Here is a 20,408-nt window from a genome sequence, read left to right on the forward strand (position 1 = left end):
GGAGTTAATTATGCTTACCGTTATTGCTGAAATCCGTACCCGTCCTGGCCAACATCACCGCCAGGCGGTGCTGGATCAGTTCGCGAAAATTATCCCAACCGTACTGCAAGAAGAAGGCTGCCACGGCTATGCGCCGATGGTTGACGCCGCAACCAACGCCAGCTTCCAGGCCACCGCGCCGGACTCCATCATCATGGTTGAGCAGTGGGAAACCGTGGCGCATCTCGAAGCGCACCTGCAGACCGCACACATGAAAGCGTGGAGCGATGCGGTAAAAGGTGACGTGCTGGAAACCCACATCCGTATTCTGGAGCAAGGGGTGTAAAACCTGCCTTCCCTCTCCTTTCGGAGAGGGAAATCTCTCTGACCTGCTATGCTTATTCTGACTTCATGATTAACAGGAGGAAGGAATGGGACTTTTTAACTTCGTAAAAGAAGCAGGCGAAAAGCTGTGGGACAACCTGACCGATCATAAAGGCCAGAGCGACAAAATCACCGAGCACCTCAAGAAACTCAACATTCCCGGCGCGGATAAAGTGCAGGTCAACGTTACCGACGGTAAAGCCAGCGTAACGGGCGACGGGCTGACCCAAGAGCAGAAAGAAAAAATCCAGGTCGCCGTCGGCAATATTGCGGGCGTCAGCGAGGTGGAAAACAACATCACCGCCACTGATGCCAAAGATGAAGCCACTTACTATACGGTGAAATCAGGCGACACCCTCAGCGCCATCTCCAAAACCGTGTACGGGGATGCCAACCAGTACAACAAGATTTTTGAGGCGAACCGCCCGATGCTCTCCAGCCCGGACAAGATTTATCCCGGCCAGACGCTGCGTATTCCTAAGGCGTAACCCACACGTCGGGGGCGTGCCCCCGACCTTTTACCAGTACGGCTTCCAGCTCTGGGTGAACCGCACCAGCGCCTCAACGTAGAAGTAATCGCCCCAGCTCGCACACTCATCCACGCCTTTGTTGCTCGCCAGGTGATAGACAGCGTGCTTAAGCAGCCCGTTCCCCTTCTCGTCTTTGCCCATCAGATAGTGCTTTGTCAGTGACGACATAATCCCTTTAGCCCAGTCCAGATAACGTTCACGATCCGGATCCGTGACCGGCAACTGTTTTACCAGCTCCAGCAGCCCGCAGACGGCAATGGCCGCCGAGGAGGAATCCCGCAGTGCATCTGTCCCCAGCAGCGCCAGATCCCAGTGGCAGACATAATCCTCCGGCAGACGATTAAGAAAGTAATTTGCCAGGCGTTTTGACAGCACAATCATCGTCTTATCGCCGGTATAGAGATAGCTCAGCATAAAACCGTAGATCCCCCACGCCTGCCCGCGGGACCAGCAGGAGTCGTCCGCGTATCCTTGCTGCGTGTTGCCGTAACGAGGCGCGCCGGTAACCACATCCATGTAGTAGGTGTGGAACGTCGAGGCATCTTCACGAATCAGGTACGTAGCGGCCTGCATCACGTGGGCTTTTGCGGCGTCAGCAAAGCGCGCGTCGCCGGTTTGTTCCGTCGCCCAGTAGAGCAGCGGCAGATTCATGTTGCAGTCGATAATCATCCGCCCGGCCTGCTCCGGGTCTGACAGATCGCCCCAGGCCTGAATAATTTTCGCCTTCGGGTGAAAGCGCTCCAGCAGGGCTTCAGCCGCCAGCAGGGCGAACCCGCGCGCCTCGCGGTAACCGGTCAGTCGCCAGGCCGCCACGCAGGAGAGCGTATACAGGAACCCCAAATCATGAGTGTTGGTATCATTACGCCCGGCGATGCGCAGGCCAAACGAGCGCACGTGTTTTTCAGCCATCTCGCGGAACGTTGTCTCACCGCTCATCTCCCACGCCAGCCATAGCTGACCGGTCCAGAAGCTGGTGGTCCACTCCACATTCTCCGTCAGCGGATAAACCCCGTTCTGGCAGGTTTCTGCCGGGAATCGGTCACCGAACGCCACCAAATGACGGCTAATCAGCTCAAGCACGTGACTGCGGGCAGAGCTGAGTTCATCACGTAATGTCCGCGATTCAACGGGGACAGGAATAGCCTGCAGGTGTTCCTCTTTGATACGACTTAACATGTTTCGGGTCCTTTAAATTACCGGGATGAGGGTTCTGCTGCGTTCAGCGAGCGGGTACCGCGCCATTTGCTCTGGCAGGCGGATAACGTAAAGGCAGAGATAAACGTAAAGGTCAGCGCCGTGGCTCCCATAATGATATAGGTGTGCTCAAAGCCGATGCGGTCATACAGATAGCCGGCAGGCGAAGAGACAACCACGTTGCCCACGTAGAGCATGGCCTGATAGCCCAGCAGATACATGGTGGCGTTAACGCGTTTATCGAAATGCTCAGCAATATATTTAAAGACCGAGACCAGCAGCAGACATATTTCCAGGCCATACAGCGGTTTCAGTACGGAAATTAACAGATGGGAATCGCACAGGCCGGAAATAATCAGTCGCGCACCAACCACCAGCCCGACAATTAACAGTCCACGCTTGGCACCAATACTATTCACCAACAGCGGGATCACCATATACATCACAAATTCCATACCCGACTGTACGGTTCCCAGATAACCGAACACCGCGTTACCCTGGTGAATATCATCAAAGAACGTGACGAAATAGCGTGAGAACTGCTGCTCGGCAATAAACATCATCCACGCCACGCCCGCCACATACAGGCAGAACGCCCAGAACTTGCGGTTACGCAGCAGGGCATAGACATCCGCAGGGGCGATTTTCTCTTTGGTCAGCACCTCGCTGGCGTGAGCGGAGTTAGTATTCACTTTCAGGCTCACAAGGACGATCAGCATGATGATGGATGCGACGCTGCCCAAAATAAAGTTATACGCCGGAGAGAGATTAAACAGCAGACCGGAGAACGAGGACGCCACGGCCCAGCCAAGCGATCCCCACATGCGAATTTGCCCGAACTCCATACCGTTTAAACGGCTAAAGCGGTCAGAATAGGATTCACACGCCGCCACGCCCGCGTACCAGGCAAAGCTTAAATAGAGCGCGCCAATGATGATCCCCACCAGAGTATTGGACATCAGTAGCGGCTGATAAACATAAATAAAGAACGGCGCCATCAGTGCGGACATGGCAACCACAAAATAGAGCAGGTATTTACTCATGCCGATCTTATCGAGAATATAGCCGTAGATCGGTTTAAGAATGACTGAGAAGACACCGTTGACCGCAAAGACAGTGCCAATTACCGAGCCGCTGAGATTCGCCTTTTGGCCGAGCCAGATGGCTAATAGCCCAATACTGGCGGACCAGGTAAAAAAATAGAGAAATATAAAGCTGCTGATTTTGTAATATTCGGTTCTGTTCGTTGTAGATGTACTTTTCATATCATCCTCGCCGACGTGTAGGGTCAGATTTTTATAATGTGAACGACAGCTTACGTTCGCCTCCGGGTTCGCGGATCGCGACCTGGTCAGGGGTCATCTTCAGTTCAGGTGCCAATGCCGCGGGGGGGTTCTCGCTGGCCACGACGGCGCAACAGAGCCAGCTCTCTCCCTGAGGGAGATCGGTTTTTAACAGCGGAATGGATGCGCATTCCGGGAACATAATGCTGCTGTTCGGCGGCGTGACGATGCTGTCTGGCTCCCGGGCAATGGCCGGGGAAAGATCGACAATCACGCTGCTGCCGTTGCTGGCCGTCAGGTAACAGCCACGCTCATGAATGTGGTGTTCGGTTTTCATCACCGCAAAACCGCCCTCCACTGCCTGAAGGGTGCGAGCGCTGTTAATGCGGTGCAGACGCACGTGCCACTCGCCAAAGGGAATTTGCCAGGTTTCGACATGGACATCATGCCAGGGTGACCAGCGTGAATAGAGGTAGTTCTCATCCACCCGCACCTCCGCGCATTCACGACGCCCGCGGAAGTAGTTATCCCCCTCCGCCAGCAGTAACATCGAGTCGCAGGCGGCATGTTTCAGGCCAAAGCGTCCCCGTTCGAGGGTGAAGCCAAAGCGGCTTGAGTACGCAAATTTGGTGTATTTGGCTTCGGTGTTGACGTAGTTATTCAGCTCAAGCTGACCGGCAGTGAGCATCGTGACGTGCTGTGAGTTATCCGCATGCATCAGGATGTGCTGCGCAGGGTGGATCACGCGTTTTTCCGCCAGCGAGGGGAGCGGCTGCTCATCTGCCTGCCAGAACGGGTGTGACTCCGGCAAGGCCAGAATCAGGTACGTTTTCAGCGCCCAGTACGGTGAGCCGGGGGCGTTATAATCCTCGCACATCACCAGGTTGGGATAAGTAAAACCGAGGGTCAAAATACCGTCGCGATCGGTCATCGGCTGCCGCTGCCACCAGCGAAGATGGCGCAGCACAATGCCCTTCACGATGCCCGGCGAGAAGACATTCAGCCCGGAAAAGGCCACTGCGCTCCAGAAAGCGACCATCGCGAAGCGATAGGTAAGGCTCCGGCCAAACGGTACCAACGCGCCGTCGGCGGCAGACCAGTAAATAAAATCTTCGGCAAACTGACGGGCACGCTCGCGTAACACCTCCGCCCTTTTTTCATCACCGCTGAGGGTGGCATAAATCAGGCCGTAGAAGTGGAACGCCATTGAGATGTAGTAATCCTTCGGGCGGCCCGGACCGTCAGAATACCAGCCGTCACCCAGATAATACGCCTCCATCATCGCAAACCGACGGTCGATGGCGCGCGGATCATACGGCAGCCCGGCACATTTGAAACCAAGCTGCACCATAATCGCGAAGTAGTTCCAGTTGCTGTCCGGCATCTGCGCATCGGTGATCTGGTTGAGCCACGCGTGCAGGTTCATTACCTCACGTTCGCTGAAGCGGCGGGTGAGCTTATCCCCCAGCAGCGCCAGCCCCAGGCCGTAAGCCGCCATCTCCACCAGACGCTGGTCGTACGGGCCGGTTTCCCCCCAATAGCCCGGGCTCTGCGGATCGGTGCCGAGCTTAATGGCGGTCAGGTACTTCTCACTAAACGGCTCGTCCCCGCCGCCCGCCATCAGCGGAAACAACCCCCACAGCGCGCGGGATAGCCCTTCCATCTGCGCAATCTCCGTGGGGTAGTGCGCACAGGTTTCTCCCAGCGAGAACCGTGAACAATCCTGCGGAAAGGACTTATCCAGCGCGCCCAGCAGGTCATGTAACGACGCCACCACCTCCTGGCGCGAAGACAATGGATTTGATTTTTTAGACATACGCTCGCCCTCGTCATCAACTGCGACGAAGGATAGTGAATCCGCAAGGGGGATAAATGTTAGCCACGTCACAGCCGTGAAGGCTAAATAAACCTCCAGTTGAGAAAATTTAAAAAGGTGGTTTATAACGAGAATATAACGGCAGAAAATTGAGTTTTATTGCACTATGCGCGACACGCCCACCTCCGACCGGCTGGAACTGATCACCTTAAATGACACCGTCGTGTCATTCAGCCGTCTGTTTGCCAATACCGTGCGTTATCATCACTGGCATCAGTGTCTGGAGATTCTGTATGTAGAAGAAGGATTTGGCGTCGCCATTGTCGATAACCGTCACTACACCATGCGCCCCGGGCGGCTGTTTTTCTTTCCGCCGTTTACCCTGCATAAAGTGAGGGTGGATGAGCAGGCAGAAGCGATTTACCGACGTACCATTATTCATCTCGACCCTCACGCGGTGCTTACAGCCCTGCGCGATTTTCCCCACACGCAGCAGCGGCTGCAGAAACTTTCTGCCCGCGGCGCCGGAGCGTGGGTTGCCGATCTGGCGCACTGCCATCACCATGTCGATCATCTGCTCGGCTGTTACCCGTCGCCTTTAACCCGCGAGGGAATAGCCGCGCTGTTGATTGGTTTATTCGCCATGCTCCCGGACGATAATGCCCGTGCGCCGGGCAGTAGCCTTGGGCTCGCCAGCCAGGTGATGTTCTGGCTGGACGAACATTACCAGGAGAAATTTCGCCTGGATGCACTGGCAGAAACGCTGGGGAAATCCCGCAGCTACGTATCGCGAAAATTCCATGCGGAAACAGGCGAGAAGATCCACAACTATCTGAATACGCTAAGGCTGCGCAAGGCCTGCGAGCGCCTGCTGCACAGCGAGGCGAGCGTACGCGAGATTGCCACCCAGGTGGGATTTTCCGACGTGACGTGGTTTATCAGCGCGTTTAAGAAGGGAATTGGCGAGACGCCGTTGCAGTACCGGAAGAACCATGCTGACCGATGAACGGCGTGAGCGCCCTGCATGCTTTAACCGCTCTTCTTCCCCGGCTTTAACCCACGATGAAACTCGTTGATGCGCTTCATGGATTTGATGGTGCGCTGCGGCTCGGTGGAGGCGACGGACAAAATAATCATCTCCAGGCACAGCAGCACCGTACCGTGCAGCGGGATTTTGCCCTTTTCTCCGCCGCGCGGCACATGGATCACCACGCTGGCCTCTTTGCTGAAACGTGAGTCCAGAGCGTTGGTCAGCAAAATCGTCGGGATCCCCAGACGTTTGGCTTCCCGCAACGTGGTTTGTCCTTCCCGGTGTGCAGATTTTTGCGCCATCATCACCAGCACATCGCCGCGCTGGAGCGCAATCAACTGTTCGGCAAGGCCTATCCCGGTGCGGTTGAGCGGCATGGCGGGGAGCCCCATCCGGCTGAATAATCTGGCGGTGTACTCGGCCAGAATGCCGGAGGCACCAATGCCGAAGATCGCCACCTGCCTGGCCTGCGCCAGCAGCGACACCGCCTGCGCCATCGCATAGCGGTTGTGCGGTTGTGACAAGACCTCACAGGTGTGCTGATGCCCTTCCAGCACAAAATCGATGCTCGCGTTAACGTCGCTGGTGAGCGTGTTGACCGTTGAGGAGATCTTTTCGCTGGATGTCACCACCGGACCAAACCACTGCTCCAGCGTCTGCTTCAGATCGCGCAGCCCGGCAAAACCCAGCGCCTGGATCGCGCGCACCACGGTGGCGTCCGAGGTTTTTAGCAGCGTGGCGATTTCCATTGCCGTCTGCTCCATCACCGCTTCCCGGTTCTCGTTGATGTAGCGCGCCACCTGCAGCAGACGCGGCGTCAGATGATGTGCACGTGCGCGAAAGCGCTCCCCGTAAACATCCACACGCCCTTTCTCTTTACGGATCACGGTGATACCTCCGGCAATGGCCGCCCGGCAATCTGCGACTGTACCTGCGCGGCCATCAGCCCTAAAGAGGCGAAGGAGTTCGAAATGGCCTCTTCGCGTGAAATCAGCACGTAGTGGCCGGTCCGACAGGCGTTCAGGAACTGGCACCAGCCCGGCATCACCGCCTCCATCGCCGCCAGCTCGTCCTGCGGTTTACCCCCGGTGTCGCCGCGCCAGGTGGCAAAGACAAAATCGGCGTCCAGCTCCGGCAGACGTTCGGCGCTGACGTCAATCCGTCCCCCTTCCGGGATATTCTCAATCAGCGGCGGGAAGGTAAATCCGGCGTCACGCAGCACGCGGCCTAAAGAGTGGTAGCTGTGCATGGCATTGATTTTTCCCTGGTTAGCCTGAATCACCGACACGGTGATTTTGCGCGTATCGATGGTCGCCTTCAGCGCCCTGATTTGCTCCTGATAGCGGCGCTCCAGGATTTTCAGCCGCGCCTGCGTACCGGTGAGCTGCGCCAGCTTGCGGTAGATCTCCGGTGCACCGCCGTCGAGATGGTCGATACTCACCGTCGGGGCAATCTTCTCCAGCTGTTCCACCGGCGTGTTGCGGGTCGGCTCAGTGATGATCAGATCGGGTTTGGCGGCGGCAATGGCTTCAATGTCGATATCCGCCGTGCCGATGAATTTGATGTCGGAATTATCGAAATCCACCCCCGTCAGCATGCCGCTGGCGCGCAGAAAATGGCTGCCGTCCGGGCGCGTGCGGCCATGGCTGGCGACGGGCGGTACGCCAAGCTCAATCAGTGGAATGGTGATATCCAGGTCGTGCAACGAGACGATCCGCTTCGGGTGAAGCGGCACCTCCACCTTACGCCCCAGATCGTCAGTGAACGTCTGCGTAGGCTCCGCCGCACCCACCGCAAACCCTATCAGCAACAGCATCGAAACAAGTACGCGCATCATAGTCCTCTAAAATCTGTCCCGACGCTGCCAGAGCAGCAGCAGGAAAAACGGTCCGCCAATCAGTGAAATCACAATCCCCGCCGGTAACTGCAACGGCAGGAATGCCAGCCGCCCGACGGTATCCGCCAGCAGCACCAGCAGCGCCCCCAGCACGGCACTGCCCATCAACAACGCGGTTTGCCCACCGCGCATCACCAGACGCGCCATATGCGGCGCAATCAGCCCCACAAAACCAATACTCCCCACGCAGGAGACACAGGCCGCCGTGAACACCACCGGCGCGAGAACGCGCAGTAGCGCTAATCGTGCGGTGCGAACCCCGAGCCCCGTTGCGGCGTGGTTACCCAGCAATGCCACGTCAGCCGCGCGGGCAGTAAAGAGCAGCAGCGCAAACGCCGGGGCCGCCCAGGCTGCGGCGATACCGACCAGCGTCCAGTTTGCCGCGTGCAGGCTCCCCGCCAGCCACAGCATCGCCGTCTGCACATCGCGCACGTCGGCGGTGGTCATAAAGATCCCCATTGCCGCAGAGAAAGCCCATGACACGCCAATCCCAATCAGAATAAAACGCGGACGCGAGATATCGCGGGCCAGCGCCACCACCAGCAGCGCGGTAATGAGACCACCGGCCATCCCGACCAGCGGACGCCAGGCCAGCCCCAGCGCCGGGAACTGAAAAATCAGCAGCAGCACCGCCGCGCTGCAGCCTTCTTTCACGCCAATAAGCCCCGGATCGGCCAGGCCATTGCGGGTGATGGACTGCATCGCCGCCCCCGCCATGCCCAGCATCGCGCCGCTTAAAATGGCCATCAGCAGCCGTGGCAGGCGGATATCCATCACGATATAGCGCGCATCCGCCTCCAGGGGTTCTCCGGAGAACAGCGCGCGCCCGATGGCGGAAGTGGGAATGGGAAGCGAACCGTGCGTCAGGCCAAACCCCAGCAGGAGAATGCCCATTAGAGCGATAAGCGTAACGCGCGCCACTGCCGCCGGGCGTACCTGCCCGGAAAACGGCCCGACACGCCATGCACGCAGTCCGGCCCGGCTCATTTGAACATCCTTGATGCCATCAGGATAAAGAGAGGAGCACCCACCAGCGCGGTCATGATCCCGGTCGCCAGCTCATACGGCGTAAACAGCGTACGGGCCGCGATATCCGCCAGCAGTAACACCAGTGCCCCGCACAGGGCAGAAAGCGGCACCATCACGCGTAAGTCCACCGACACCAGACGGCGGATAAGCTGTGGCACGACCAGGCCAATAAAACCAATCGGCCCGGCAATGGAGACGGCTGCGCCGCAAAGCAGCGCAATCGCCAGCAGAGCCAAAAGGCGAGTTTTGAGCAGCGACACGCCCAGCCCCTGCGCCATCCGGTCGCCCAGTGCCAGCATATTGAGCGATGGCGACAGCCAGAGCGCCAGAGCGAACCCCACAGCGGCAACCCAGGATGCGCTGCGAACGATCTCCGCGTTAAGCCCGGCAAGATCTCCCGCCAGCCAGGTGCGCATGGCAAGCAGCGTCTGTTCATCCAGAATCAGCACCGTGGCGGTAATCGACGACGCAAACGCCGACATCGCCACGCCGCATAAGGTAATTTTCATCGGCGTGAGGCCGGTTCGCCCTGAAGAGGAGAACGTCAGCACCAGCATAAACAGCGCGGCGGCACCGACAGCAGCAATCAGCGGGCAGCCAAACGGCAAGGTAAACCCAAGCGCGCTGGTCAGCACCACGGCCAGCGCCGCCCCCGCGTTAAGCCCCAGAATATGCGGCTCGCCCAGCGGGTTACGGATCACCGACTGTAACAACACGCCCGCCACGCCCAGCGCCGCCCCGGTGACCATGGCGGCAGCCAGCCGTATCAGGCGTAATCTGACAATCACGTTGTGATCGAAATTGCGCGGGTCGAAATGAAGCAAGGCCTGCACCACCGTCTGGGGAGCAATGACACGCGCACCGATACCCAGGTGGGCAATCGCGCCCATCATCAGCAGCAAGGCAAACAGCAGGAAAGCCAGTGACGTTCGCATCATGATTTTTCCGCCGCCTGGCGGAATGGCATAAAGAACGGCTTACCGGTCAGGGGATTAACCGACATATGGACATCGACATCAAACACCGCTTTGATGAGTTCCGGCGTGCAGACCTCGCCTTCATGCAATACCCCCTCGACTTTGCCCTGGCGTAAAAAGACCAGGGAATCGCCATAGTTGACGGCGAAGTTGAGATCGTGGAGCACCACCACCACCGTACGGCCATGCTGGCGGGTCAGGGTATGCAGCAGCTCGAGGATCTCCACCTGATAGCGGAGATCGAGAAAGGTTGTCGGTTCATCCAGCAGGATATAGGGCGTTTGCTGCGCCAGGGCCATTGCGATCCAGCAGCGCTGGCGCTGGCCGCCGGAGAGGCTTTCGACGGGCTGATGTGCAAACTCTGCCGTACCGGTCAGGTGCAGAGCCTCTTCAACGGCCTGCTCGTCTTCATCGCTCCACTGGCGCATAAAATTTTGCCAGGGAAAACGGCCGCGTGATACCAGCTCAAACACCGTCAGCCCTTCCGGCAGCAGCGGAGATTGCGGCAGGATCCCCAGCTGGCGGGCTACCGCTCTGGTTGGTTGCTCGTGAATGGCTTTGCCATCAAGCAGCGCTGCCCCGCCAAGCGGTTGCAGCAGACGCGCGATAGTGCTCAGTAGCGTGGATTTTCCACAGCCGTTCGCCCCCACCAGCACGGTCATTTTCTGCCGGGGGATCGCAAGGGAGATATCATCGACGATGATTTTTTTCTGATAGCCCGCGGAGAGGTTCTCCAGAACCAGCCCCGGTTTATGGGTGTTGTGCGCCACGTGAATGCCAACTTAATAAAAAATCGAACAAATAAAAATAAAACTCATTCTCTTTTGAAAGTTTGCCGCTGCGCCATGTAGTAGTCAAGGGGATAAACACCCTGATAAAGCCAGGGTTAAATAACAGGTACTACAGCGGCGGTGTTATTTTTTATTTAAGCGTTTTCAATGAATTATATGGAATCCACTTATATCAGGACGGGAGGTTTCAGGCTGTAGCCGATTTTTGCTTTTTCCATTTACTACTACATTGCCGCATGATTGAATGATTCTCAATTACATGTTCGATGCCACACGGCTAACGAGCAGACAATTAAGGGCAATGACTCATACATTCTTCCGCGCCCTTCATGCGCGGGATCTTTTGGGAAAACAGATGTAATGGCTACGTTCACACCTTCTCTCTCTGGGGTAAAAGGGCGCGCGCTCTTTTCACTGCTGTTTATGGCACCGCTGGTGCAGGCGGCCGACACCGCAACGGCTAACGACGGCGAAACGCTGACCGTCACCGCCGATCCCCATGCCGTGGCCGAGGCCACAAACGGCTATCAGCCGCTTAACACCTCCACCGCCACGCTAACCAACATGCCAATGCTGGATATTCCGCAGGTGGTGAATACCGTCAGTGATAAAGTGCTGGAAGATCAGCACGCTACTTCGCTTGATGAAGCCCTTTATAACGTCAGCAACGTGGTGCAGACCAACACCCTGGGCGGTACGCAGGATGCGTTTGTGCGCCGGGGATTTGGCGCGAACCGCGACGGGTCAATAATGACCAACGGTCTGCGCACCGTGCTGCCGCGCAGCTTTAATGCCGCGACCGAGCGCGTGGAGGTGCTGAAAGGGCCGGCCTCAACGCTGTATGGCATTCTCGATCCTGGCGGCCTGATCAACGTGGTTACCAAACGCCCGGAAACCCGCTTCGGCGGCTCAATTTCCGCTACCTCCTCAAGCTTTGGCGGCGGCACCGGGCAGGTTGATGTCACCGGCCCGATTGACGGCACGCGGCTGGCGTATCGCCTGACGGGCGAGTATCAGGATGAAGATTACTGGCGTAATTTTGGCAACGAGCGCAGCACCTTTATCGCCCCGTCGTTGACCTGGTTTGGTGATGATGCCACCGTGACCGTGCTCTATTCACATCGCGACTATAAGACGCCGTTCGATCGAGGAACCATTTTCGATCTCAGCACCAAACAACCGGTAAACGTGGATCGTAAAACCCGCTTTGACGAGCCGTTTAACGTTACCGACGGGCAGTCCGATCTGGCGCAGCTTAACGCCGAATATCGTCTCAACAGCCAGTGGACCGCGAAGTTTGACTACAGCTTTAGCCAGGATAAATACAGCGATAACCAGGCGCGCGTGATGGCCTATGACGCCAAAACGGGTAATCTGACCCGCCGCGTGGATGCAACCCAGGGCTCGACTCAGCGTATGCACAGTACGCGTGCGGATCTGCAGGGGAACGTAGATATCGCGGGCTTTTACAATGAGATCCTGACCGGTGTGTCGTATGAGAATTACGATCTGCTGCGTACGGACATGATGCGCTGTAAGAACGTTAAAGATTTCAATATCTACCATCCGACCTACGGCAATCTCAGCAAATGCACCACCGTCTCCGCCGCTGATAGCGACCAGACGCTCAAACAGGAAAGCTACTCCGCCTACGCGCAGGACGCCCTGTATCTCACCGATAAATGGATTGCCGTTGCCGGGCTGCGTTACCAGTATTACACCCAGTATGCGGGTAAGGGCCGCCCGTTCAATGTGAATACCGACAGCCGCGACGAACAGTGGACGCCGAAGCTGGGGCTGGTCTACAAGCTCACGCCATCCGTCTCACTGTTTGCTAACTATTCCCAGACGTTTATGCCGCAATCGTCCATTGCTAGCTACATTGGTGACCTGCCGCCGGAAACGTCTAATGCTTACGAAGTGGGGGCTAAATTTGACCTGTTCGATGGCATTACCGCCAACATCGCGCTGTTTGATATTCACAAGCGCAACGTGCTGTACAACGAAAGCGTGGGGGGTGAAACCATCGCCAAAACCGCTGGCCGCGTACGCTCGCAGGGTGTGGAGGTGGATCTTGCCGGATCGCTGACTGAGAATACCAATATTATCGCCAGCTACGGCTACACCGACGCCAAAGTGCTGGAGGATCCAGACTACGCGGGTAAGCCCCTGCCGAACGTGCCGCGTCATACCGGTTCTCTGTTCCTGACTTACGACATTCATAACGCGATCGGCGGGAATACCCTGACGCTTGGCGGCGGTGGGCACGGCGTGAGCCGTCGTTCAGCGACCAACGGTGCGGATTATTATTTGCCGGGATACTTTGTTGCCGATGCCTTTGTGGCCTACAAAATGAAGCTGAAGTATCCGGTGACGCTGCAGGTGAACGTGAAGAACCTGTTTGATAAAACCTACGACACCTCGTCCATTGCGACCAACAACCTGGGCAACCAGATTGGCGACCCGCGCGAAGTGCAGTTTACGGTGAAGATGGCGTTTTGATGTAAAAAAGCCCGGTGGCGCTAGCGCTTACCGGGCCTACGATTGCTATGGCTGAGGCATCAGGCCTCAATATCCGCCATATCGCCTTTCTCCTGCAGCCAGTTGCGTCGGTCTTCCGAGCGTTTTTTGGCCAGCAGCATATCCATCATGGCGTTGGTTTGCTGTTCATCTTCATCGCTGATGGTCAGTTGAACCAGACGACGGGTGTTAGGATCCAGCGTGGTTTCGCGCAGCTGCATTGGGTTCATCTCGCCCAGCCCTTTAAAGCGCTGAACGTTTGGTTTGCCCTTCTTGCGCTTGAGCTGCTCCAGCACACCCGCTTTCTCTTCTTCCGTCAGCGCGTAGTACACCTCTTTGCCGAGATCGATACGGTAGAGCGGCGGCAGCGCGACGTAGACGTGGCCGTTTTTCACCAGCGTGCGGAAGTGCTTCACGAACAGTGCGCATAACAGCGTGGCGATGTGCAGACCATCGGAGTCCGCATCCGCGAGGATACAGATCTTGCCGTAGCGCAGCTGGCTAAGATCTTCGCTGTCCGGATCGATACCGATCGCAACAGAGATATCATGCACTTCCTGCGAGGCCAGCACTTCATCGGACGAGACTTCCCAGGTATTCAGGATTTTACCTTTAAGCGGCATGATCGCCTGGTATTCACGGTCGCGCGCCTGCTTGGCCGATCCCCCTGCCGAGTCTCCTTCCACCAGGAACAGCTCGGTACGGTTAAGATCCTGCGCGGTACAGTCCGCCAGCTTGCCCGGCAACGCAGGGCCGCTGGTAAGCTTTTTACGCACCACTTTCTTCGCCGCACGCAGACGACGCTGCGCGCTGGAGATCGCCATTTCCGCCAGCATCTCTGCAGCCTGAACGTTCTGGTTCAGCCACAGGGTGAAGGCATCTTTGACCACGCCGGAAACAAAGGCCGCGCACTGACGCGAGGAGAGACGCTCTTTGGTTTGCCCGGCAAACTGCGGATCCTGCATCTTCACGGAAAGCACGTAGGCGCAGCGATCCCAGATATCTTCCGCCGACAGCTTCACGCCGCGCGGCAGAATGTTGCGGTATTCGCAGAATTCACGCATCGCATCCAGCAGACCCTGACGCAGCCCGTTAACGTGCGTACCGCCGAGCATGGTTGGGATCAGGTTGACGTAACTTTCGGTCAGCAGCTCGCCGCCTTCCGGCAGCCACAGCAGCGCCCAGTCCACTGCTTCGGTGTCACCAGTGAAATTACCGACGAACGGTTTTTCCGGCAGCGTCGGCAGGCCGTTTACCGCTTCGCACAGGTAGTCGTTCAGGCCGTCGGCATAGCACCAGCTCTGCTCGGTATTGTTGACGTTATCTTTAAACGTGATTTCCACGCCAGGGCACAGCACCGCTTTAGCTTTCAGCAGGTGCGTCAGGCGAGAAACGGAGAAACGTGGGCTGTCGAAGAAGCTTTCGTCAGGCCAGAAGTGGACGCTGGTGCCGGTGTTGCGTTTACCGCACGTGCCGACAACCTGCAGATCCTGCACTTTCTCGCCGTTTTCAAACGCGATGTTATACACCTGGCCGTCGCGACGAACATTCACTTCCACGCGCTTAGACAGGGCGTTAACCACGGAAATCCCCACACCGTGCAAACCACCGGAGAACTGGTAGTTCTTGTTGGAGAACTTACCGCCCGCATGCAGTCGGCAGAGGATCAGCTCAACGGCCGGTACGCCCTCTTCCGGGTGGATATCCACCGGCATGCCGCGACCGTCGTCGATAACTTCCAGCGACTGATCGGCATGCAGGATAACGTCGACGCGTTTGGCATGGCCTGCCAGCGCTTCGTCGACACTGTTATCAATAACTTCCTGGCCCAGATGGTTTGGGCGCGTCGTATCGGTGTACATCCCCGGGCGGCGGCGAACCGGCTCAAGCCCGGTGAGTACCTCAATGGCATCAGCGTTATAGGTTTGCGTCATGATTTAAACTAGCAATTCGCATTGATTGTCAGAGGCTGTGCAGTCCAAGAAAATCGACAATCTGGGTGAAATGATCTTCAAAGCCCGTGAAAGCATGGTTTCCGCCCTCTTCTATAGTCTGGCGGCAGGAGGCGTAATACGCCACTGCCTGGCGGTAATCCAGCACTTCATCACCCGTTTGTTGCAGCAGCCAGATCAGGTCCGGTGCTTCAAGCGGGTCGACCTGCATAACTTTGAGATCGTAAATATGGCGTGACTCTAGCACATATTGTTGGCCGGTGTAGGGGTTCTCGTTTTCGCCAAGAAAGTCCCGCAGCAGCTCAAACGGTCGAACCGCCGGGTTAACCACAACGGCGGGCAGCATAAAGCATTGCGAGAGCCATGTGGCGTAATACCCTCCCAGCGAGGAGCCCACCACGCCGAAAGATTCGCCGCCGTGTTCCAGAACAATGGATTCCAGCATCTCCGCCGCCTCTGCCGGATAAGGCGGCAGCTGCGGGATAATCATCTCAACGTGCGGATGATGCTCGCTCAGCCACTGGCGTAACTGTGTCGCTTTTGCAGATCGCGGCGAGCTGTTGAACCCATGCAGGTAGAGGAGCGTAGACATCAATAGCCTTCTGAAGCGGTATCGGGGCGGAATTGCGCGCCTGCCAGACGGCAGACTTCCGTGGTCAGTGAACCATCCGCATGCAGTTCCAGCCAGCGCCAGCCCGGCGCGATGGTATCCAGGGTAAAGTTCGCGCAGTGCGGCTTAAACTGAACGCAGGTCGACGGCGTCGCCAGCAGACGACGGCCATTCCAGTCGAGATCCTGTTCCTGATGAATGTGTCCGCACAGCAGATTCTTCACGCGCGGGAATTTCGCCAGCACGCTATCCAGGGCGGCAGAATTGCGCAGGCTGTGTTGATCGAGCCAGCTACAGCCCGCCGGAAGCGGATGATGATGAAGCAAAAGCAGCGTATGTCGCGCCGGTTCGGCGGCCAGTTTGGTCTCCAGCCAGTCGAGCTGAAACTCGCTTAACTCACCGTGCGGGACGCCAAACACCTGGCTGTCGAGCAGCAGGATCTGCCACTGCTCACCGGCAAACACACACTTCGCCGGAGAGATCCCCGCCTCCTGAAGAGAGCTGTACATCGCAGGCTGAAAGTCGTGGTTGCCCGGAAGCCAGACGCACGGCACGCTAAAGCTCGCGATGCCTTCAGCAAAATGCTGGTAGGCCGCGGAGGATTGATCCTGCGCCAGATCGCCCGTTGCAACGATCAGATCGCAGGCACGATTTTCAGCGTGAATAGCGCTAAGTACAGCCTGATAACTCTCCCAGGTGTTCACCCCCAGCAGCGTTTCATGCTTTTCGGCAAAAAGGTGAGTATCGGTGATTTGTAATATCCTGACTGGTGCCCCACCAGCAACAGTCAGGTTCAACAGGCTTTCCAAATGGTGTCCTTAGGTAGGTTTATGACGCTAACAAACCGGAATCGCCATTGCTCCATGTGCTAAACAATATCTTAGCCAGTCGGCTAAAAACTGGTTAATTTGATGCTTTTCGTCGCGTTGATGCAACTTTTTATTCGGGTAATCATACCGCGCTTTAAAACGAAAGATCTGCTGACTTGAACACACTTCAGCGACCATCGCGTCGTGGTAGAGCCGCACCGTCATTGACGGCAGGCTCCAGTAGCTAATGCTGGGTGCCGTTTGTTCGATTTCCACCAGCGTAGTGTAGCGCGTTGATTCTGTTATCGTTAATCGATACTGCGCGTTGCTCACCTGATAGCTTACCGTTTCGCCGGGTGCGTCGTTTCTCGGCAGCAGGCGGCGCAATTGTGCGAAATTGGTTTCGCACAGGCGCATCATTTCTGGGAAGTCAGGTGTATAACGCTTCATTTTTTCCACTCGTTTCGTAATGTCTGATAATGCAGTTGCAGCCATTGCAGGGCGATGACAGACGCTGCGTTGTCGATTTTCCCCTCTTTTACCCACTGGTAAGCCTGCTCCCGACTCACCACATGAACCCGAATATCTTCGTTTTCATCTGCCAGACCGTGGATCCCATCCGCGGTCGTGGCGTCCACTTCGCCCACCATGATGGACAAGCGCTCGCTGGTGCCTCCCGGACTGGCCAGATAGCTGAGCACCGGTTTTGTGCGGCCAACGATCAGCCCCGCCTCTTCCAGCGCCTCGCGGCGGGCAACGTCTTCAACCGACTCGCCCTCTTCGATCATGCCGGCGACCATCTCCAGCAACCACGGGCTTTCACTGACGTCATACGCCGCAATGCGAATCTGCTCAACCAGTACGACTTCATCACGCACTGGGTCAAAGGGTAGCAAGACTGCTGCATGCCCGCGCTCAAAAATTTCGCGCCTGATTTCGCCGCTCATCTCACCGTTAAACAGGCGATGCCTGAAACGGTAAAGTTCCATTGAAAAAAAACCGCTATAAAGCGTTTCTCGTGCAATAATTTCTACATCGTTTTTGGCGAATGTCACGGGCAACTTATCTGGTTTTTGCATGAGTCGAGTCCTGGTAGCAATGGTGATGAAATTATGAATTTCAAGGCTGTTTGGCTGCCGTTTGCAAGGCTATATGGTAGATTGGTGCAAATTAACGCCACATGGCACATTACGCCAACCTTTTGGTGTGGATGATTCTGTTAGAATCGGCAATTATTTTTAATTAGATCAGCGCTAATACTGCTTCACAACAAGGAATGCAAATGAAGAAATTGCTCCCCATCCTTATCGGCCTGAGCCTGACGGGCTTCAGTGCAATGAGCCAGGCGGAAAACCTGTTACAGGTCTACCAGCAGGCACGTCTGGGCAACCCTGATTTACGTAAATCAGCGGCCGATCGTGATGCTGCGTTTGAAAAGATTAACGAAGCGCGTAGCCCACTGCTGCCGCAGTTAGGTTTAGGTGCAGATTATACCTACAGCAACGGTTTCCGCGACGCTAACGGCGTTAACTCCAATGCTACCAGCGCCTCACTGCAATTAACACAGACGCTGTTTGATATGTCCAAATGGCGCGCACTGACCCTGCAGGAAAAGAGCGCGGGTATCCAGGATGTGACCTATCAGACCGACCAGCAAACGCTGATCCTGAACACGGCGACTGCGTACTTCAACGTGCTGAGCGCGATTGACTCGCTCTCCTATACTGAAGCGCAGAAACAGGCAATTTACCGTCAGTTAGATCAAACCACCCAGCGTTTCAACGTGGGCCTGGTCGCCATCACTGACGTGCAGAACGCCCGTTCACAGTACGACAGCGTACTGGCCAACGAAGTGACCGCGCGTAACAACCTCGACAACGCGCTGGAATCTCTGCGTCAGGTCACCGGTAATTACTATCCAGAACTGGCTTCCCTGAACGTAGATAACTTCAAGACCGATAAGCCGCAGGCGGTGAATGCCCTGCTGAAAGAAGCAGAAAATCGCAACCTAACCTTACTGCAGGCGCGTTTGAGCCAGGACCTGGCCCGCGAGCAGATTCGTCAGGCACAGGATGGCCATCTGCCAACCCTGAGCCTGAGCGCCTCCACCGGCGTGTCTGATACCAGCTACAGCGGTTCTAAAACCAACACCGCCCAGTATGACGACAGCAACCAGGGCCAGAACAAAGTCGGCCTGAGCTTCTCACTGCCGCTGTATCAGGGCGGTTTGGTGAATTCTCAGGTGAAACAGGCGCAGTACAACTTCGTTGGCGCAAGCGAGCAGCTGGAAAGCGCCCACCGCAACGTGGTGCAGACCGTGCGCTCTTCGTTCAACAACGTGAACGCCTCGATCAGCAGCATCAACGCGTATAAACAGGCCGTTGTGTCTGCCCAAAGCTCCCTGGATGCAATGGAAGCTGGTTACTCCGTCGGTACCCGTACCATTGTTGACGTGCTGGACGCGACCACCACGCTGTATAACGCGAAACAACAGCTCTCCAGTGCACGTTACCAGTACCTGATTAACCAGCTGAACATCAAGCAGGCGCTGGGTACGCTGAACGAGCAGGACCTGCTGGCGCTGAACAATGCGCTGGGTAAACCGGTCTCAACCTCGCCGGACAGCGTGGCACCGGAGAATCCGGAGCAGGTTGCTGCGGTTGATAACTTCAACGCTAACAGCAACGCCCCTGCTGCACAGCCAGCGGCTGCGCGTACCAACACCGGCAGCAATCCGTTCCGTAACTAAGAGTGTCATCAGGCCCACTGCGGCCTGATGCCCTCACCCCAGCCCTCTCCCACAGGGAGAGGGAGCATCTGAATCACATCCGAACGTAAGCCAACGTAAAGATCCCCCTGATTCCGACCCTCTTCGCTTCATTTTCAACCACTCATCCTCTATCCTGAGCGTTATAACCACTGGGTCCTGGAAGACAAATATGAAACGGACAAAATCCATAAATCACGCTTCGTTCCGCAAAAGCTGGAACGCGCGTCACCTCACCCCTGTTGCGCTGGCGGTTACCGCTGTCTTTATGCTGGCAGGCTGTGAGAAAAGCGATGAAACGGTCTCTCTGTATCAAAACGCAGAGGACTGCTCAGCCGCAACCGGTAACGCGGCAGAATGTAAGACCGCGTATAACAACGCCCTGAAAGAAGCGGAACGTACCGCACCGAAATATGCCACACGCGAAGACTGCGTGGCAGAGTTCGGTGAAGGCCAGTGTCAACAGACACCGGCTCAGGCGGGAACGGCGCCAGAAAATCAGGCGCAGGCTCAGTCCAGCGGCAGCTTCTGGATGCCACTGATGGCCGGCTATATGATGGGCCGCCTGATGGGCGGCGGGGCGGGTTACCAACAGCAGCCGCTGTTTAGCTCGAAAAACCCGGCCAGCCCGGCCTACGGCCAATACACCGATGCCAGCGGCAAAGGCTATGGCGCAGCAACGCCTGGCCGCACCGTGACCGTACCGAAAACGGCGATGGCTCCGAAACCGGCTACCACCAGCACCATCACCCGCGGCGGGTTCGGTGAATCTGTGGCGAAACAGACCAGCATGCAGCGCAGCGCGACGGGCACGTCAACTCGCTCAATGGGCGGCTGATC

At 56.8% G+C, this 20,408-nt stretch carries 19 protein-coding genes; 6 read left to right on the top strand and 13 right to left on the bottom strand.

Annotation, left to right across the window (positions count from 1 at the left end):
• The first annotated feature begins 10 nt into the window (after positions 1-10).
• Both AX755_RS03760 and lysM read left to right on the top strand, forming a co-directional pair.
• Positions 11-325, top strand: coding sequence for a putative quinol monooxygenase (locus AX755_RS03760; RefSeq protein ID WP_013098728.1), 315 nt, complete (start codon positions 11-13; stop codon positions 323-325).
• Between the two features lie 85 nt (positions 326-410).
• Positions 411-851 (top strand): peptidoglycan-binding protein LysM, encoded by a 441-nt coding sequence (lysM, locus tag AX755_RS03765; RefSeq protein WP_013098729.1) that lies wholly within the window; start codon positions 411-413, stop codon positions 849-851.
• Positions 852-881: 30 nt separating this feature from the next.
• Here lysM and AX755_RS03770 read toward each other — a convergent pair whose 3' ends face one another.
• Genes AX755_RS03770 through AX755_RS03780 form a run of 3 tightly spaced genes read right to left on the bottom strand, consistent with a single transcriptional unit; the run spans position 882 to position 5,186 of the window.
• Positions 882-2,069 carry a glycoside hydrolase family 88 protein gene (locus tag AX755_RS03770; RefSeq protein WP_062856316.1) on the bottom strand — a complete coding sequence of 396 codons (1,188 nt, stop codon included), beginning with the start codon at positions 2,067-2,069 and terminating at the stop codon, positions 882-884.
• Between the two features lie 17 nt (positions 2,070-2,086).
• Positions 2,087-3,352 carry an oligosaccharide MFS transporter gene (locus AX755_RS03775; protein ID WP_062856318.1) on the bottom strand — a complete coding sequence of 422 codons (1,266 nt, stop codon included), beginning with the start codon at positions 3,350-3,352 and terminating at the stop codon, positions 2,087-2,089.
• A gap of 31 nt (positions 3,353-3,383) precedes the next feature.
• Complete coding sequence (locus AX755_RS03780; protein WP_062856320.1) at positions 3,384-5,186, bottom strand: DUF2264 domain-containing protein; 1,803 nt, start codon at positions 5,184-5,186, stop codon at positions 3,384-3,386.
• Between the two features lie 166 nt (positions 5,187-5,352).
• Here AX755_RS03780 and AX755_RS03785 point away from each other — a divergent pair, with 166 nt between their 5' ends.
• The gene (locus tag AX755_RS03785) at positions 5,353-6,192 is read left to right on the top strand and encodes a helix-turn-helix transcriptional regulator (protein ID WP_058678713.1); all 840 of its coding nucleotides are present in this window, start codon (positions 5,353-5,355) and stop codon (positions 6,190-6,192) included.
• A gap of 23 nt (positions 6,193-6,215) precedes the next feature.
• On the opposite strand, the gene AX755_RS03790 is transcribed toward AX755_RS03785, so the two are convergent.
• Genes AX755_RS03790 through AX755_RS03810 form a run of 5 tightly spaced genes read right to left on the bottom strand, consistent with a single transcriptional unit; the run spans position 6,216 to position 10,889 of the window.
• On the bottom strand, positions 6,216-7,103 hold the full coding sequence (locus AX755_RS03790; protein WP_013098734.1) for a MurR/RpiR family transcriptional regulator: 888 nt from the start codon (positions 7,101-7,103) through the stop codon (positions 6,216-6,218).
• Positions 7,100-8,050: an iron-siderophore ABC transporter substrate-binding protein gene (locus tag AX755_RS03795; protein WP_062856321.1), complete on the bottom strand. Its 951-nt coding sequence runs from the start codon at positions 8,048-8,050 to the stop codon at positions 7,100-7,102. Before AX755_RS03795 ends, AX755_RS03790 begins: the two co-directional genes overlap by 4 nt.
• Before the next feature lie 9 nt (positions 8,051-8,059).
• The gene (locus tag AX755_RS03800; protein ID WP_058680868.1) at positions 8,060-9,100 is read right to left on the bottom strand and encodes a FecCD family ABC transporter permease; all 1,041 of its coding nucleotides are present in this window, start codon (positions 9,098-9,100) and stop codon (positions 8,060-8,062) included.
• Positions 9,097-10,080 carry a FecCD family ABC transporter permease gene (locus AX755_RS03805; protein WP_062856322.1) on the bottom strand — a complete coding sequence of 328 codons (984 nt, stop codon included), beginning with the start codon at positions 10,078-10,080 and terminating at the stop codon, positions 9,097-9,099. The genes AX755_RS03800 and AX755_RS03805 overlap by 4 nt, the downstream gene beginning before the upstream one ends.
• Entirely contained in the window at positions 10,077-10,889 is an 813-nt protein-coding gene (locus tag AX755_RS03810) for an ABC transporter ATP-binding protein (RefSeq protein ID WP_062856323.1), read from the bottom strand. The genes AX755_RS03805 and AX755_RS03810 overlap by 4 nt, the downstream gene beginning before the upstream one ends.
• Positions 10,890-11,270: 381 nt before the next feature.
• Between AX755_RS03810 and AX755_RS03815 the strand changes: the two genes are divergently transcribed.
• Positions 11,271-13,412 carry a TonB-dependent siderophore receptor gene (locus AX755_RS03815; protein WP_062856324.1) on the top strand — a complete coding sequence of 714 codons (2,142 nt, stop codon included), beginning with the start codon at positions 11,271-11,273 and terminating at the stop codon, positions 13,410-13,412.
• Between the two features lie 59 nt (positions 13,413-13,471).
• Here the strand turns inward: AX755_RS03815 and parE are convergent, their stop codons facing one another.
• The 5 genes from parE to nudF are packed head-to-tail and all read right to left on the bottom strand — an operon-like array spanning position 13,472 to position 17,880.
• The gene (gene parE, locus AX755_RS03820; protein ID WP_013098740.1) at positions 13,472-15,364 is read right to left on the bottom strand and encodes a DNA topoisomerase IV subunit B; all 1,893 of its coding nucleotides are present in this window, start codon (positions 15,362-15,364) and stop codon (positions 13,472-13,474) included.
• Between the two features lie 28 nt (positions 15,365-15,392).
• Positions 15,393-15,974, bottom strand: a complete 582-nt coding sequence (gene yqiA / locus AX755_RS03825; RefSeq protein ID WP_014833291.1) for an esterase YqiA — start codon at positions 15,972-15,974, stop codon at positions 15,393-15,395.
• Positions 15,974-16,801: a 3',5'-cyclic-AMP phosphodiesterase gene (cpdA, locus tag AX755_RS03830; protein ID WP_013098742.1), complete on the bottom strand. Its 828-nt coding sequence runs from the start codon at positions 16,799-16,801 to the stop codon at positions 15,974-15,976. Before cpdA ends, yqiA begins: the two co-directional genes overlap by 1 nt.
• 27 nt (positions 16,802-16,828) lie before the next feature.
• Entirely contained in the window at positions 16,829-17,251 is a 423-nt protein-coding gene (locus AX755_RS03835; RefSeq protein ID WP_003862516.1) for a DUF1249 family protein, read from the bottom strand.
• Entirely contained in the window at positions 17,248-17,880 is a 633-nt protein-coding gene (nudF, locus tag AX755_RS03840; protein ID WP_062856325.1) for an ADP-ribose diphosphatase, read from the bottom strand. The genes AX755_RS03835 and nudF overlap by 4 nt, the downstream gene beginning before the upstream one ends.
• A 203-nt stretch (positions 17,881-18,083) precedes the next feature.
• Between nudF and tolC the strand changes: the two genes are divergently transcribed.
• Both tolC and AX755_RS03850 read left to right on the top strand, forming a co-directional pair.
• Complete coding sequence (gene tolC / locus AX755_RS03845) at positions 18,084-19,550, top strand: outer membrane channel protein TolC (RefSeq protein ID WP_013098744.1); 1,467 nt, start codon at positions 18,084-18,086, stop codon at positions 19,548-19,550.
• A 190-nt stretch (positions 19,551-19,740) separates the two neighbouring features.
• Positions 19,741-20,406, top strand: a complete 666-nt coding sequence (locus AX755_RS03850; RefSeq protein WP_013098745.1) for a DUF1190 family protein — start codon at positions 19,741-19,743, stop codon at positions 20,404-20,406.
• Positions 20,407-20,408 lie beyond the last annotated feature (2 nt).

The organism is Enterobacter sp. SENG-6, assembly GCF_001605945.1.
In the GTDB taxonomy this organism is placed as follows: domain Bacteria; phylum Pseudomonadota; class Gammaproteobacteria; order Enterobacterales; family Enterobacteriaceae; genus Enterobacter; species Enterobacter cloacae.

Coding starts and splice junctions, on each gene's coding strand:
- AX755_RS03760 (WP_013098728.1), top strand. CDS start 11: ATGCTTACCGTTATTGCTGAAATCCGTACCCGTCCTGGCCAACATCAC.
- lysM (WP_013098729.1), top strand. CDS start 411: ATGGGACTTTTTAACTTCGTAAAAGAAGCAGGCGAAAAGCTGTGGGAC.
- AX755_RS03770 (WP_062856316.1), bottom strand. CDS start 2,069: ATGTTAAGTCGTATCAAAGAGGAACACCTGCAGGCTATTCCTGTCCCC.
- AX755_RS03775 (WP_062856318.1), bottom strand. CDS start 3,352: ATGAAAAGTACATCTACAACGAACAGAACCGAATATTACAAAATCAGC.
- AX755_RS03780 (WP_062856320.1), bottom strand. CDS start 5,186: ATGTCTAAAAAATCAAATCCATTGTCTTCGCGCCAGGAGGTGGTGGCG.
- AX755_RS03785 (WP_058678713.1), top strand. CDS start 5,353: ATGCGCGACACGCCCACCTCCGACCGGCTGGAACTGATCACCTTAAAT.
- AX755_RS03795 (WP_062856321.1), bottom strand. CDS start 8,050: ATGCGCGTACTTGTTTCGATGCTGTTGCTGATAGGGTTTGCGGTGGGT.
- AX755_RS03800 (WP_058680868.1), bottom strand. CDS start 9,100: ATGAGCCGGGCCGGACTGCGTGCATGGCGTGTCGGGCCGTTTTCCGGG.
- AX755_RS03805 (WP_062856322.1), bottom strand. CDS start 10,080: ATGATGCGAACGTCACTGGCTTTCCTGCTGTTTGCCTTGCTGCTGATG.
- AX755_RS03815 (WP_062856324.1), top strand. CDS start 11,271: ATGGCTACGTTCACACCTTCTCTCTCTGGGGTAAAAGGGCGCGCGCTC.
- parE (WP_013098740.1), bottom strand. CDS start 15,364: ATGACGCAAACCTATAACGCTGATGCCATTGAGGTACTCACCGGGCTT.
- yqiA (WP_014833291.1), bottom strand. CDS start 15,974: ATGTCTACGCTCCTCTACCTGCATGGGTTCAACAGCTCGCCGCGATCT.
- AX755_RS03835 (WP_003862516.1), bottom strand. CDS start 17,251: ATGAAGCGTTATACACCTGACTTCCCAGAAATGATGCGCCTGTGCGAA.
- nudF (WP_062856325.1), bottom strand. CDS start 17,880: ATGCAAAAACCAGATAAGTTGCCCGTGACATTCGCCAAAAACGATGTA.
- tolC (WP_013098744.1), top strand. CDS start 18,084: ATGAAGAAATTGCTCCCCATCCTTATCGGCCTGAGCCTGACGGGCTTC.
- AX755_RS03850 (WP_013098745.1), top strand. CDS start 19,741: ATGAAACGGACAAAATCCATAAATCACGCTTCGTTCCGCAAAAGCTGG.